Source organism: Olsenella uli (genome assembly GCF_016900775.1).
GTDB lineage: Bacteria > Actinomycetota > Coriobacteriia > Coriobacteriales > Atopobiaceae > Thermophilibacter > Thermophilibacter uli_A.
This window is the reverse complement of sequence record NZ_JACJKN010000002.1, coordinates 171,271-183,908: the sequence shown is the minus strand read 5'-3', so window position 1 is coordinate 183,908 and position 12,638 is coordinate 171,271. Positions and strand designations below refer to the sequence as shown.

Here is a 12,638-nt window from a genome sequence, read left to right as displayed (position 1 = left end):
TGCTTGATGCCCAGGACGCCCTTGCATCAAGCATGCCACCCAATCGCAGAAGGTTGCCGCGGCCGCCGGGAGGGGTGGGGCGCCGCGACAGAAAAAGGCCGCGCGGCGAGAAGAACCGCGCGGCCGAGGGGGTTGACGCGTTGCGGAGCCGCTACTCCTCCGGCTCGCCCTCGTCCTTCTCATCCTTCTTGGCGGGGGCGGCCTTGCGGCTGCGCTGCTCGACCTCCTCGGGCGTGAGGACGTCCTCGATGCGCAGGTTGACGCCCGCCACCTCGAGGCCCGTCATGCCCGTGACCTGCTTGACCACGGCGCGCTTGACGTCCTCGAAGACCTGCGGGGCGTAGGCGCCGTACTCGATGAGCACGGAGATGTTCACGCGCACCGCGCTCTCGGGCGTGACCTCGACGGTGACGCCCTTGGTGGAGTCGCTCGCGCCGAAGGCGTCCTGCACGCGGTTGAACCAGCTGCCCTTCATGCCCACGACGCCCGGGACCTCGCGCATGGCGATGGCCACGATCTTCTCGATGACGCCGTTGGAGAAGGTGAGCGAGTCCTCGGAGTCCGTGTCCTCGTCCCCCTCCGTGGCAAGGTCGATGTCCTGGCCCTCCTCGGGGAGCTCGGCGAGGGCGTCCTCCGCGGGCTCGGCGGCCTCCGCCACGACCTCGGCCGCCGCCGGCTCCTCGACGGTCCCGGGCTCCGGCCTCGTGGCCGGCTCGGCTGTCTTCATGCTGCTCGGCTTGCTCATGTCTGCTCCTCCTGCCGGGGCGGCGCGCCGCCCGCATCTGCCACTACGTGATGTAAGCCCCTCGCTACTGGTTGTGTGAGAAGAGGCTGCGGATGAAGTTGACGATCTTGGGGTCCCCGTCGATCGCCTGGCCCACGGACACGCCCACGAGCACGAAGACGGCAATGACCGCCGTGTACCAGATGCCCAGGACGAGAAAGACCACCGCGGCCACAAGCCCCACGACGCCGCCCCAGAAGGCACCCTCGCCGCCCGGGAAGGTGCGGCGCACCCAGGCGCGCACGTGGCCCGCGCCCTCGCGCACGGCCTCGCCGACGTTGACCTCGTCGTCCGCGGGGGCCGAGGCGCCCGCGTCGGGGGCGGCCCGCCGGCCCACGTCCTTCTCGCCTGCGTCCTCGAGCTCCACCTTGAACTCGACCTTGGGCTTGGCGCCCCTCTCGTCTGCCATGGCTCCTACGCCTCCCTCTCGGACTCGCGCGCGGCGCCCATCGACACCGTGATCTCGCTCGTGGAATCGGGCTCGGGCAGCGGCTGGGCGTCATCGGCGGGCGCCTCGGCGACCTCCGCCAAAGACACCGTGACCGACTCGGGCTCCACGAACTCGAGGCTCACGTCCTCGACCTTGTCCCCGCAGACCTTGGCGAGGCCGTGCAGGAGGTCCTCGTGCAGCTCCGCGCCCTTGGCCACCACGTCCACGCTCTCGTGCGGGAGCACGCGCACGTGGACACGCACGTGGCCGCGCGCCTTGGCGTCAACGATGACGCGCGCGGCCGAGCACGTGCCGTCGGCCTCCACGATGTGGGAGGCCTGGGCCGCGATGGCGTCGCGCGTGACGGAGATGACGCCGCCGTCGACGGAGGCCACCTCGATCGTGCGGACCTTGCGGACCACGAGCGCGCGGGCGAGAAGGACCACGAGCCCGAAGGCGCTCACGGAAAGGCACGTCAGGACGGCGATGGAATAGGGCTCCAGGGTGAGCAGCGCCGACGCCTCGGTCGTCCACGGGCCGTACCACGTGAGCGCGAGGGCGGCCAGGACGAAGAGGTCGGCCAACGTGAAGACGACCATGCAGAGGCGCTTGAAACCGTTCATGCGAGACTCCTAACGGGTGCGAGCGTGCGCATGTCCCCTAGGATACCCCTTGCCCCGGACGGATTGCGCCGCGAGGGCGAGACTCCCGCCCTTTCCCACCGCCGCGGGGGCGCACGGCCAGCCGCACGAAGGCGTAGCCGAGAAGGGCCGAGGTCACCGAGCCCAGCAGGATGGCGCACTTCGCGGCCACGGCGTCGGCCGGGTCCGCGAAGGCCAGGCCGGAGATGAGGATGGACATGGTGAAGCCCACCCCGCCGAGGATCCCCACGGCCACGACCTGGCCCCAGCCCATCCCGCGCGGCAGCCGCGCGAAGCCGAGGCGCACGAGCAGCGCGGTCACGAGGATGATGCCCACGGGCTTGCCGACGACGGCGCCGAGGTAGGTGCCGAGCGCGGCCGGGTTGGAGAGGATGGCGCCGAAGTTCTCCCCCACGAGGTGCAGCTCCGCGTTCACGAAGGCGAAGAGCGGCAGCACGAGGAAGTTCACGAAGACGGACACGTAGCGCTCCATGCGCTGCAGGGGCGGCGTCACGTGGTGCATGACGCGCTCCACGCGCCAGGCGCCCTCGGTGAAGTCATGCTGGCCGAGGACGTGGTGCTCGTCGTCATAGGCGTCGTCGAGGTCGTGCGCGCGGCGCGAGAGCCACTCCGAGAGCTCGGGCAGGCGCACGTCCGAGCGGCTCGGCAGCGCGAAGGCGAGGATGACCCCGGCGAGCGTGGCGTGGATGCCCGAGTTGAACATGCACGCCCAGAGCACGAGGCCCACGGCCACGTACGGCGCCGCGGAGTAGACCCGCGCCCGGTTGAGCGCCACGAGGCCCAGGGCGGCCGCGAGCGAGGCGGCGCACCACGCGAGGTCCGGCACCTGCCCGTAGAAGAGCGCGATGACCACGATGGCGAGGATGTCGTCGGCGATGGCGAGCGTCTGGAAGAAGACCTTGGCCTCGGGGGAGATGCGGTCGCCGAGGAGCGACACCACGCCGAGCGCGAAGGCGATGTCGGTGGCGATGGGGACCGCCCAGCCGCCCGCGGTGGGCTGGCCGGCGTTGACGGCGAGGTAGATGAGGGCGGGCGCGGTGACGCCGCCTGCCGCCGCGAGCATGGGCAGGACGGCCTGGCGCGGACGGCGCAGCTGCCCCACCGTGGTCTCGTACTTGAGCTCGATGCCCACGAGCAGGAAGAAGACCGCCATGAGGAAGTCGTTCACGAAGGCCTCGACGGTGAGCGAGACCTCGAGCGGCCCCACCCCCACCTCGAGCGGCAGCGCAAGCAGCCACTCGACGCCCTCGTAGAGCGGGGTGTTGGCGATCACGAGCGCGAGGAGGGCCGCGGCCACCATGACGCCCGCGGCCACGGTGCCGCTGCCGGTCACCGCCGCGAGCGCGCCGCGCCGCTCAAGGCGGCGCACGACGGCAGGCTCGCCGTAGATGCTCCTGGCCATACCTCACGCCCCCCGCTCGCCGATAAGGAGCACCTGCTCCACGGCCACCTTGTCCGCGAGCGCGTCCATGGCCGCCTGGAGCAGCCATGCGAGCCCCGCCTCCGCAGGGCTGCCGTCCGCGTCGAGAAGGACGAGCGCGGGCTCCCGGCGGGCGTCCTCGCCCTCGGGCGAGAAGCGTCGCGCGAGCGCCGCCTCGAGCGCCGCGCACGAGCTGTCGTAGAGCGCCTCGAGGTCGAGCTCGGAGGACCAGATGAGGGCCGCGAGCCGGCTTACCTGCGCGATGGAGAACACGCGCTTGAGAGCGCAGACAAAGAGCAGCGACGCCACGTGCCGGCGGGTGTAGCGCTTCTTGCGCGGCGCGGGGATCACGCCCTGCTTGACGTAGTTGTTTACCATCGAGCCCGTGACGAGGGTCTCCCCCGGCACCTGCATGAACTCGAGCTCCTGCGAGACGAGCGTGAGCAGCTGGTCGAGGTAGAGCTCGATGCGCGGCATCTCGCGGATGCGCGCGATGTGCACGGAGCGCATCCGCTCCGCGAGCGCCTCGAGGTCCTCCTCGCTCGCCTGCACGGGACGGAGCTCACGGTTCTTCTCGCCCATGGCCCTCCTTTGTTTTTCTCGTAAACAGGTAATCTAGTATTCAAAACCATATGAAAGGGATATAGTCTAGCTAGCATCATACCGACCGGCGGGAGCCTCGTCACGCAGCAGGGGGAGAAACCATGAACGAGCAGCGCATTGCCGTCATCACCGACTCCGGGACCGACACGCCGGCGGACTTCTGCGCGGCCCACGACGTGCGCGTGGTGCCCCTGCGCATCAACTACTCGGACGGCTCGAGCTACGAGAACGGCGTCGACATCACCACGGAGGACGTGGTCCGCCGCTTTGCCGAGGAGATCCCCTCGACCTCGCTCCCCTCGCCCATGAAGATCCGCGACACCTTCGAGCAGGCGCGGCGCGACGGCTACGCGGGCGCCGTCGTGGTGACCATCTCCTCGGGGCTCTCCGCCACCAACGAGACCATGAACATGGTCGCGCGCCAGATGGAGGACTTCCCCATCGTGGTGGTGGACACCAAGAGCATCGGCATCGCGGCGGGCCTCGTGGTCATGGAGGCCGTGCGCCAGGTGGAGGCCGGCATGCCGCTCGACAGGATCGGCAGCGTGCTGGGCGCGCTCTCCGAGCGCACGCGCGTGTACTTCTCCGTCCAGAAGCTCGACTTCCTGCGCAAGGGCGGCCGCATCAGCGAGGCCGTCTACCGCGTGGGGTCCGTCCTCAACATCAAGCCCGTCCTGATGTGCGACGAGCGCGAGGGCAAGTACGTCATCGCCAAGAAGGCGCGCGGCTGGCAGCGCGCGCTCGACGCGCAGGTCAGGCTCGTCGTGGAGAACGCGCGGCAGTGGGGCCGCGTGCGCGTGGCCGTGTGCACGTACGACCCCGCGCTGAGAGACGAGCTCGTGGCGCGCGTCCGCGAGCACGTGGGCGCCGTGGCGGAGATCGTGGAGCTTATGAGCTGCGGCATCTCCGCCGACCTGCTCGTCCACACCGGCCCCACCCTCGTGGGCATGGCGGTCCAGGGAATCTAGGCGCGCGCCACCGCGCCACTGACGTCAGGTCTATTTGGCACATTTGGCACACTGCCACCATGCGCAAGCATGGATTTCCGCACATCCCGGCTTACGCGTGCCGAGAAGGACGCGTAAGCCGGGATTTTGTTCATTTTGGACGCGAAATCTCAGGCTACGTATCCGAAGATTTCATCTTGTGCATGCGTAAACCAGGATGTGCGGAAATCCCCGTTTACGCGTGCCGCGCGCGTCTACAGCGCGGCCACCATGTGCTCGACGATTCTGGCGCAGCGCTCCGCGGAGGCGCGCTCGAAGGTGGCGTAGTCCATGGCCTGGCCCTCGGTGCCGGGCTTGTCGGAGATGGCGCGCACCACGACGAAGGGAACCCCGTTGGCCTCGGCCGCCTGGGCGATGGCCGCACCCTCCATCTCGCAGCAGAGCGCCCCGAAGGTGTCCACGATGCGGCGGCGGTCCTCCTCCGCGGAGATGAACTGGTCGCCGGAGGCCACGCGGCCGGGCAGGGCGCGCACCTCGGGCGCCACCGCGGCGGCCGCCCCGAGCGCGGCGTCGCGCAGCGCCGGGTCGGCCACGTACTCGGGACGCTCGCGGCCGGGGACGAGGCCGGGCGCGTAGCCGAGCGCGCCCACGGAAAAGTCGTGCTGCACGCAGTCCGTGGAGACCACGAGGTCGCCGATGTCGAGGCGCGCGGCGTCGAGCGAGCCCGCCACGCCCGTGTTGATGAGGTGCGTGCAGCCAAAGTGATCGGCCAGGACCTGCGCGCAGATGCCGGCGTTCACCTTGCCGATGCCGCACTTGACCACCACCACGCCCTTCTCGCCCAGGCGCCCCGCGCAGAAGTCCGTGCCGGCCACGCGCTCCGAGCGCGCGTCCGCGAGCTCCGCCTTGAGGTGCTCCACCTCGACGTCCATCGCGCCGATGATTCCAATCTTCATTATGTCCCCCTACTCCTGCGGATAGGCGAGATGCGCCTCGTCGATGTTCTCCAACGTGTTCTCCAGGTAGCGGCGCGCCCACCAGCGGGCCTGCGCGAGGTCGGCGTCATGCCAGTTGCCGCACTCCTCCGGGCGCGCGCCGGGGATCTCGCCCGTAAAGTCACGGATGAACTCAAAGGTCTCCCGCACGAGCGGCGCCACCTCGGCGGAGGTGTGCTCGCCAAAGAGGATGAGGTAGAAGCCCGTGCGGCAGCCCATCGGGCCAAAGTAGACCACGCGGTCACGCCAGGCGGGGCTGTTGCGCAGGTAGGTGGCGCCCAGGTGCTCGATGGCGTGGACGGCCGCCGTGTCCATCACGGGCTCGCGGTTGGGCGCGGTGAGGCGCAGGTCAAACGTGGTGACCACGGCGCCGGTGGCGGGATCGGCATCCACGCGACTCACGTAGACGCCCGGCTCGAGCGTGAGGTGGTTGACGGTGAAGCTGGCGATCTTCTCCATGGGACTCCCTGGGGTCGAGGCTCTTCTCGGCAGTTCTTCTCGCCACCAGTGTAGCCGTCTGGGGCTCAGACCCGCGACGCGAAAGCGTCGCCAAGCCCCCGCGGAGCCGATGTGCGGGGGCGAGGCGACGCTTTGGCGAGAAGAACCGTCGCCAATCCCCCGCACGGCCGGCCCGCGGGGGATTGGCGACGCTCCGCCCGAGAACGGCGGGCCGCCCGTCACCGCTCCCGCAAGATTGTCTGGGACAAACTGAGTCCTGCCCCGTGTTATAGGCAGAGCCCCCGAGCGAAAGGAGACGCGATGACCCCGAGGGTGGTGAGAGACGACGCCTTCCTGCGGCAGGCGATGCGCGCGCACGGTGCGAGCGTGCTGCGCCTGGCGATTGCGCAGACCGGGTCGCGCGCGGACGCCGAGGACGTCTACCAGGACGTCTTTGTGGCGCTTGCCTGCTGTGACACCGCCTTTGGCGACGAGGGGCACCTGCGGGCGTGGCTGCTGCGCACGACGCTCAACCGCTGCCGGGACCTCGCGCGCTCGTGGTGGCGCCGGCACGCGCAGTCCTTCGACGCGCTCGGCCTGGAGGTGGCGGACGCCGAGAAGGACGAGGACCCCTGGACCCCCGCCGAGCTCTGGGCGGCCGTCCAGCGCCTGCCCGAGCGCTACCGCGCCGTCATCCACCTGCGCTACGTGGAGCAGATGCCCGCAGACGCCATCGCCGCGGCGTGCGGCATCTCCGAGTCGGCCGTGCGCACGCGCCTCTCGCGCGCCACGCAGAAGCTGCGATTCTACCTGGGAGGTACGTCATGAGCGAGAAGAACCCTGCTGAGAAGCACCTGCACCGCCTCTACGAGGGCGTCCGGCACAGCGAGGAGCTCGACGACGCCGTGATCGCGCGCGTGAAGGCACTCCGGGAGGAGGAGGCCGCGCCGCGAGCCCTCGTCACGCGGCGCGTGGCGCTCGTGGGGGCGGCGGGCTGCGCCGTCGCGGCCGGGCTCGCCCTGGGGCTGCCCGTCCTCCTAGGCCCTGACTCCGGCGGCAACGCCTTCGGGCTTGTCATCGCCCGGGCCGCGGAGGGGGGCGACGCCGTGGCCGTGAGCGCAGGGTCCGACGGGCTCATGCCCTGCGACGGCACGTACGGAAGCTACATCAGGCTCTCCCTCAACCTCAGCGTCACCGGCGGCAGCGTGGAGTCGGTCACGTACCGAGTGACGGACAGCCCCATGGCAACGACCGACCGCCCCTCCATCCACGAGCCGATGACCGAGCACGCCGTCATCTCGCTCTACACGGAGGCACCGGACGACTATGGCGACGAGATGCCCCCGGGAGAGATTCCCGAGACGGTGACCATCGACCCGGCGGCATCGGACGCCCCTCCGTGCCTCGACGTCAACGGCAACGTACCCTACCTCACAGTCAACAACCGCGACGCCTTCTGGGCAAGCGACGAGACCATCCAGCTGCTCGGGGCGTGGCTGGACCTGGAGTCACGGCCGTGGAGCGACACGAGCGAGTACGCCTGGCAGGAGGGCGAGACGGACGAGGAGCACATCGAGCGCGTGGAGCGCCTCACCGAGGAGGCGTGGGCGGAGTACGACGCGCTGCAGCCCCAGATCCAGGCCGCGCGCGAGGCCTACCTCGAGAGCTTCCACGCGCACGCGGCGACGCAGGAGTCCTTCGAGGAATGGCAGCGCTCGCTCTACGTGAGCGGGTTCGTCTGCGCCGCGGACGCGCTCGGCGAGGCCCGGCTCGAGGCCACGGCCACGTTCTCTGACGGCAGCACGCAGACGCGCCGCTACCGCATCTCGTTCGTGGACGGCTGCGAGCAGGTGCTCTCCGAGCGCTTTGACGCGCTGCTCGCCCTGGATGACGACTTCTCCCAGTGCCTCGAGGAGGAGCTCCCCTGGCACCGCTACCCCACCCCCACGGAGGAGGAGATAGCCGCGGACCCGCGCCTCTCCGCACCGATCTTCCAGATCGAGGACGTGACGGGGGCGTAGGGAGGTTCTTCTCGCCCGTTTTTCTCGCCCGCCCTGCGCGGGCCGGAAGCGTCGCCTCACCTCCGCACGGCCACTCCGCGGGGGCAAGGCGACGCTTTGGCGAGAAGAACCGTCGCCAATCCCCCGCACAACCGGTCCGCGGGGGATTGGCGACGCTCCGTCCGGGCAGCGCCGGGGCGCCCTACAGCGCGCTCGCGAGCCAGGGCCGCCCGGAGAGCGCGCGGGCCAGGCGGTCCTGCGCCGCGGAGAAGACCACCTCGGGCCTGACGTGCAGGCGGACCTCGCCCTGCGTGCCGTAGGCGGTGAAGGCCGTGAAGATGACGTCCGTCTCGAAGGCGGGGTCGAGCAGGTCCGCGAGCTCGCGCGCCGCGATCAGGCAGCACTCGTCCGCCACGGCGGAGAGGTCCGCCCCCGGCACCACGGCGATGGGCACGCCGCAGTAGCCCGCAGTCCAGGGCGTGATGCGCGTGAGGGCCGTCTTGGAGAGCACCGAGTTGGGGATGACCTCCACCGCGCCGCCGCGCATCAGCACGGAGGTGCTGCGCCACGTGACGTCGGTCACCTCGCCGGTGACGCCGCCCACCGTGATGTAGTCCCCGGGCTGGACGGCCTTACTCACCATGAGGCTGATGCCGCCGATGATGTTTGAAATCGTGTCCTGCATGCCGAGGGAGACGGCAAGCGAGACAACGCCGAGGGCGGCCACGAAGCCCGCCGGGTCAACGCCAAAGACCGGCTTCAGAACGCCGAGCAGCGCGAGCACCCAGATGAGCGCGCGGGCGATGTTGATGAAGAGCGACGCGCTCGGCAGCTCCGAGGCGTCGAGCAGCCTGTGCATGAGCCGCACCACCACGCGCTCGATCAGTGCCGCAATGACCACCGCGATGACGAGCGTCACGCTCTTGTCCAGCCAGCCGCCCGCGTCGATGCCCAGAAGTTGCTCCATCACGTCCCCTCCCCCTTCTGTTACGAGCTTGATTTATGCGTTCGCATAAATTAACGGCTGGTGACGCAGAGTTTATGCGAACGCATATGTGACGCGAAGGGACTGCCCCTGCCTCACCCCTCGATCTTGACGAGCGGGGCAAAGCCCTTGAGGAGCTTCTTGGTCTTGCCGGTGCGCGTGAACCTGACCTCGATCGTGTCCCCCGAGACGGCAAGGACCGTGCCAGGGCCGAAGGTCTTGTGGGAGACCTTGTCGCCCGCCGAGAAGGACGTGGAGGGCGCAGGGCGCGCCGGTGCCTGCCGTGCGGGCGCCACCTCGGACGCGCGCGGGGCCACGCCCGTGGAGCGCGTGCGCGAGCCGAAGACGTTGCCGCCGTAGACCGAGGAGCCGCGGCCGCTGCCGAAGGTGCCGCGACGGTCCCCGCGCTTCTCCCAGCCCACGCCCGTGAAGCCCGAGGAGCCCACGCCCGTGCGCTCCACGTCGGCGGCGGGAATCTCGTTCAGGAAGCGGCTCGGCGGGTTGGCCTGGGTGGAGCCGTACGTGCGCCGCGTGGCGGCGTACGTGAGGTAGAGCTTCTTGCGGGCGCGCGTGATGGCCACGTATGCCAGGCGGCGCTCCTCCTCCACGGCGGCCGGGTCGCCCTCGTAGGAGGTGTGCGGGAAGATGCCCTCCTCCATGCCGGCGACGAAGACCACGGGGAACTCCAGGCCCTTGGCCGAGTGTATGGTCATCATGGTGATGGCGTGCGTCTGGCCGGCGAGGGAGTCGAGGTCGGAGCGCAGGGCCAGCCACTCGATCAGCGCCGGGAGCTTCTCGGAGGCGACGGGGGGCCTGACGCCCGGGGCGGTGCCCTCGAGCTCAGCGCCCGCTGCGCTCGCTCGCTGCGCGAAGTCGCTCGGGGGCACCGCCCCGGGCGTCAGGCCTGCGGGCGAGAAAACCCCCTCGCCCGCGGGCTGGCCCTGCGCGCCGGCCTCGGCTACGCCGACAGCCGCCGCGCTGGCGGCAGGGCTCGGCTCGAGGGCGCCAGCCGCTCGCAGCTGGGCCAGGGACTCGAGGGTCTCTACCGCGTCGTGCGTCTCGTCGAACTCGGCGGCGACGCCCATGAACTCGCGGATGTTCTCGATGCGGCCGTCCGCCTCCACGGAGTGCTCGGCCTCGAGGGCGCGGATGAGGCCTGAGCGGTCCACGATCGCGTCCACCACGTCGGCGAGCTCGCCCGTGAAGTGCCGGCCCGCCTCGATGACGCCCGTGAACTCCGCCAACGCCGAGCGCACCTTCGCGCCCAGGAGGCCCGTCTCGGCGATCGCCAGCTCGCAGGCCGAGAAGAACGAGATGCCCTCGTCGGCCGCAAGCTCGCGGATCTTGTTGATGGAGGTGGTGCCGATGCCGCGCCTCGGCGTGTTGACCACGCGCAGGGCGGCCACGTCGTCATCCGGGTTCACGACGAGCTTGAGGTAGGCCATGACGTCGCGGACCTCGGCGCGGTCGAAGAAGCGCGTGCCGCCCACGATCTTGTACGGCACGCCCGCGCGCAGGAACATGTCCTCGAGGATGCGCGACTGCGCGTTGGTGCGGTAGAAGACGGCCATGTCGTCGTAGCTCGTGCCGCCGTCGTGGAGCTTCTCGATCTCAGAGCCGATCCATCGGCCCTCGTCACGCTCGTCGGAGGCCTGGAACACGCGGATCTTCTCGCCGTCCCCGGCGTCGGTGAACAGGCGCTTGGGCTTGCGGCGGGCGTTGTTGGCCACCACGGCGTTGGCGGCGTTCAGGATGTGGCCCGTGGAGCGGTAGTTCTGCTCCAGGCGCACCACGTGGGCGTCAGGGTAGTCCTTCTCAAAGTCCAGGATGTTCTGGATGTCCGCGCCACGCCAGGAGTAGATGGACTGGTCGTCGTCGCCCACGACCATGAGGTTTCTGTAGCGCGCGGCCAGGAGGTTGGTGATCGCGTACTGGACGTGGTTGGTGTCCTGGTACTCGTCCACGCTGATCTGGCGGAAGCGGTCCTGGTAGCGCTCGAGCACGGCCGGGTTCTTGGCCAGGAGCTCAAAAGTCTTGACGAGCAGGTCGTCGAAGTCCATCGCGTTGGCCTTGGCGAGGCGGCGGTCCAGCTCGCGGTAGACGCGCGCGGCGGCGCGGTCGGCCGGGTTGGAGGAGCTCGCCATCTCGTCCGGCCCGACCATCGCGTTCTTGGCCGAGGAGATCTTGGCGCGGATCGAGTTCATCGGGAACTGCTTCTGATCGATGTCAAGGTCGGCCATGATGGTCTTGACCAGGCGGCGCGAGTCGTCGTCATCGTAGATGGTGAAGTTGGGGCGGTAGCCCACGAGCTCCGGGTCCTCGCGCAGCATCCGCACGCACATGGCATGGAACGTGCAGACCCACATGCCGCGCGTGCCGCCGGGCAGAAGGGCGTCCAGGCGCTCGCGCATCTCGGCGGCGGCCTTGTTGGTGAACGTGATGGCCAGGACCTGCCAGGGGCGCACGCCCTCGTCCGCAATCATGTGCGCGATGCGCACCGTGAGCACGCGCGTCTTGCCCGAGCCCGCGCCTGCGAGCACGAGCAGCGGGCCGCGCGTGCACTCCACCGCCTCGCGCTGGGCCGGGTTGAGGCCGTCGAGGTCGATGACGGGCGCCGAGGCCGGGATGGGCGTCGGCGAAAAGAGGGTCTGCTGGTTCTGGGTCATGAAGCCCCCACGTTCTTCTCGGTGACTGCGTGCCCTACGAGTGTAGCGGCATGACCGGACGGCAATTGCCGGGATCTGGCTGCCCGACAAATGCTGACAAAGGTGTCAGGGCAGTTTGTCATGAAAAACATGACAAACTGCCCTGACACCTTTGTCAGCATCCGGCAGGTCGGCTACTTGCGCTTCTTGACGTCGCCGAGGATGTCGTCCTTGTCGTAGGTGAGGCTGTAGGCAATCTCGAGGCCGCGCAGCAACTCGCGGGCATCGTGCTCCCCCATCTTGCTCAGCGTGGCGGCAAGGCTCGAGACCCCATCGGAGCTGTCGTCGTTGGCATGGCGGCGGCCCTCGTCGGTGCAGTAGACGAGCACGCGGCGCCGGTCCTCCTTGTCCTGCTCGCGGACCACGTAGCCCTTCTCCTCGAGCGAGTCGATGATGCGGGTCATGCGCGGCCGCGTGTACCCGAGCGTCTTGGCGAGCTCGGAGGGCGTCATCGCCTCGTCCTGGCGCGAGATGTACTCGAGCACCGGGTCCTCGCCCATCGACATGCCGTACGCCGTCCCGATGGAGCCCTTGGCGACCCCCCGGGAGTACATGATGAGCTTCTTTGCAGCGTCCTCGTAATCCATCTGCTTGCAGCGGACCCTTTCATCGAAACGCGGCGCTACGGCCACGCCAAACACGTCCTCTGACTGGTTAATAGTAGCAACT

13 protein-coding genes are annotated in these 12,638 nt (G+C 69.5%); 3 read left to right on the top strand and 10 right to left on the bottom strand.

The features are described 5' to 3' along the window. Window positions 1-151 precede the first annotated feature (151 nt). From H6A23_RS02395 to H6A23_RS02375, 5 genes are all read right to left on the bottom strand, one after another. Window positions 152-745, bottom strand: a complete 594-nt coding sequence (locus H6A23_RS02395) for an Asp23/Gls24 family envelope stress response protein (RefSeq protein ID WP_286165751.1) — start codon at window positions 743-745, stop codon at window positions 152-154. Window positions 746-809: 64 nt separating this feature from the next. Further along, window positions 810-1,193: a DUF2273 domain-containing protein gene (locus H6A23_RS02390; RefSeq protein ID WP_204830598.1), complete on the bottom strand. Its 384-nt coding sequence runs from the start codon at window positions 1,191-1,193 to the stop codon at window positions 810-812. A 5-nt stretch (window positions 1,194-1,198) separates the two neighbouring features. After that, window positions 1,199-1,837, bottom strand: a complete 639-nt coding sequence (gene amaP, locus H6A23_RS02385; RefSeq protein ID WP_204830597.1) for an alkaline shock response membrane anchor protein AmaP — start codon at window positions 1,835-1,837, stop codon at window positions 1,199-1,201. Window positions 1,838-1,874: 37 nt separating this feature from the next. Beyond that, entirely contained in the window at window positions 1,875-3,278 is a 1,404-nt protein-coding gene (nhaA, locus tag H6A23_RS02380; protein WP_204830596.1) for a Na+/H+ antiporter NhaA, read from the bottom strand. 3 nt (window positions 3,279-3,281) lie between these two features. After that, on the bottom strand, window positions 3,282-3,878 hold the full coding sequence (locus tag H6A23_RS02375) for a DUF1836 domain-containing protein (protein ID WP_204830595.1): 597 nt from the start codon (window positions 3,876-3,878) through the stop codon (window positions 3,282-3,284). Between the two features lie 122 nt (window positions 3,879-4,000). Here H6A23_RS02375 and H6A23_RS02370 point away from each other — a divergent pair, with 122 nt between their 5' ends. Then, window positions 4,001-4,867, top strand: coding sequence for a DegV family protein (locus H6A23_RS02370; RefSeq protein ID WP_204830594.1), 867 nt, complete (start codon window positions 4,001-4,003; stop codon window positions 4,865-4,867). Window positions 4,868-5,100: 233 nt separating this feature from the next. On the opposite strand, the gene H6A23_RS02365 is transcribed toward H6A23_RS02370, so the two are convergent. Together H6A23_RS02365 and H6A23_RS02360 are read right to left on the bottom strand one after the other, a co-directional pair. Beyond that, window positions 5,101-5,802: a 5'-methylthioadenosine/adenosylhomocysteine nucleosidase gene (locus H6A23_RS02365; RefSeq protein WP_204830593.1), complete on the bottom strand. Its 702-nt coding sequence runs from the start codon at window positions 5,800-5,802 to the stop codon at window positions 5,101-5,103. 9 nt (window positions 5,803-5,811) lie between these two features. Next, window positions 5,812-6,300 carry an S-ribosylhomocysteine lyase gene (locus H6A23_RS02360; RefSeq protein WP_075278748.1) on the bottom strand — a complete coding sequence of 163 codons (489 nt, stop codon included), beginning with the start codon at window positions 6,298-6,300 and terminating at the stop codon, window positions 5,812-5,814. Window positions 6,301-6,600: 300 nt separating this feature from the next. On the opposite strand from H6A23_RS02360, the gene H6A23_RS02355 reads away from it, so the two are divergent. Both H6A23_RS02355 and H6A23_RS02350 read left to right on the top strand, forming a co-directional pair. Further along, window positions 6,601-7,107 carry an RNA polymerase sigma factor gene (locus H6A23_RS02355; RefSeq protein WP_204830592.1) on the top strand — a complete coding sequence of 169 codons (507 nt, stop codon included), beginning with the start codon at window positions 6,601-6,603 and terminating at the stop codon, window positions 7,105-7,107. Then, entirely contained in the window at window positions 7,104-8,300 is a 1,197-nt protein-coding gene (locus H6A23_RS02350) for a hypothetical protein (RefSeq protein ID WP_204830591.1), read from the top strand. The genes H6A23_RS02355 and H6A23_RS02350 overlap by 4 nt, the downstream gene beginning before the upstream one ends. Before the next feature lie 181 nt (window positions 8,301-8,481). Here H6A23_RS02350 and H6A23_RS02345 read toward each other — a convergent pair whose 3' ends face one another. The 3 genes from H6A23_RS02345 to H6A23_RS02335 form a co-directional block, all read right to left on the bottom strand. Next, window positions 8,482-9,246, bottom strand: coding sequence for a mechanosensitive ion channel family protein (locus tag H6A23_RS02345; protein WP_075278751.1), 765 nt, complete (start codon window positions 9,244-9,246; stop codon window positions 8,482-8,484). A gap of 113 nt (window positions 9,247-9,359) precedes the next feature. Continuing rightward, on the bottom strand, window positions 9,360-11,930 hold the full coding sequence (locus H6A23_RS02340) for an ATP-dependent helicase (RefSeq protein ID WP_204830590.1): 2,571 nt from the start codon (window positions 11,928-11,930) through the stop codon (window positions 9,360-9,362). Window positions 11,931-12,103: 173 nt separating this feature from the next. Next, window positions 12,104-12,556, bottom strand: a complete 453-nt coding sequence (locus H6A23_RS02335) for a MarR family winged helix-turn-helix transcriptional regulator (protein WP_204830589.1) — start codon at window positions 12,554-12,556, stop codon at window positions 12,104-12,106. Window positions 12,557-12,638 lie beyond the last annotated feature (82 nt).

What these genes read in the sequence shown, in the direction of transcription:
- H6A23_RS02360 (WP_075278748.1), bottom strand. Translation starts at nt 6,300, where the DNA reads ATGGAGAAGATCGCCAGCTTCACCGTCAACCACCTCACGCTCGAGCCG.
- H6A23_RS02355 (WP_204830592.1), top strand. Translation starts at nt 6,601, where the DNA reads ATGACCCCGAGGGTGGTGAGAGACGACGCCTTCCTGCGGCAGGCGATG.
- H6A23_RS02350 (WP_204830591.1), top strand. Translation starts at nt 7,104, where the DNA reads ATGAGCGAGAAGAACCCTGCTGAGAAGCACCTGCACCGCCTCTACGAG.
- H6A23_RS02390 (WP_204830598.1), bottom strand. Translation starts at nt 1,193, where the DNA reads ATGGCAGACGAGAGGGGCGCCAAGCCCAAGGTCGAGTTCAAGGTGGAG.
- H6A23_RS02375 (WP_204830595.1), bottom strand. Translation starts at nt 3,878, where the DNA reads ATGGGCGAGAAGAACCGTGAGCTCCGTCCCGTGCAGGCGAGCGAGGAG.
- H6A23_RS02345 (WP_075278751.1), bottom strand. Translation starts at nt 9,246, where the DNA reads ATGGAGCAACTTCTGGGCATCGACGCGGGCGGCTGGCTGGACAAGAGC.
- amaP (WP_204830597.1), bottom strand. Translation starts at nt 1,837, where the DNA reads ATGAACGGTTTCAAGCGCCTCTGCATGGTCGTCTTCACGTTGGCCGAC.
- H6A23_RS02340 (WP_204830590.1), bottom strand. Translation starts at nt 11,930, where the DNA reads ATGACCCAGAACCAGCAGACCCTCTTTTCGCCGACGCCCATCCCGGCC.
- H6A23_RS02370 (WP_204830594.1), top strand. Translation starts at nt 4,001, where the DNA reads ATGAACGAGCAGCGCATTGCCGTCATCACCGACTCCGGGACCGACACG.
- H6A23_RS02365 (WP_204830593.1), bottom strand. Translation starts at nt 5,802, where the DNA reads ATGAAGATTGGAATCATCGGCGCGATGGACGTCGAGGTGGAGCACCTC.
- nhaA (WP_204830596.1), bottom strand. Translation starts at nt 3,278, where the DNA reads ATGGCCAGGAGCATCTACGGCGAGCCTGCCGTCGTGCGCCGCCTTGAG.
- H6A23_RS02395 (WP_286165751.1), bottom strand. Translation starts at nt 745, where the DNA reads ATGAGCAAGCCGAGCAGCATGAAGACAGCCGAGCCGGCCACGAGGCCG.
- H6A23_RS02335 (WP_204830589.1), bottom strand. Translation starts at nt 12,556, where the DNA reads ATGGATTACGAGGACGCTGCAAAGAAGCTCATCATGTACTCCCGGGGG.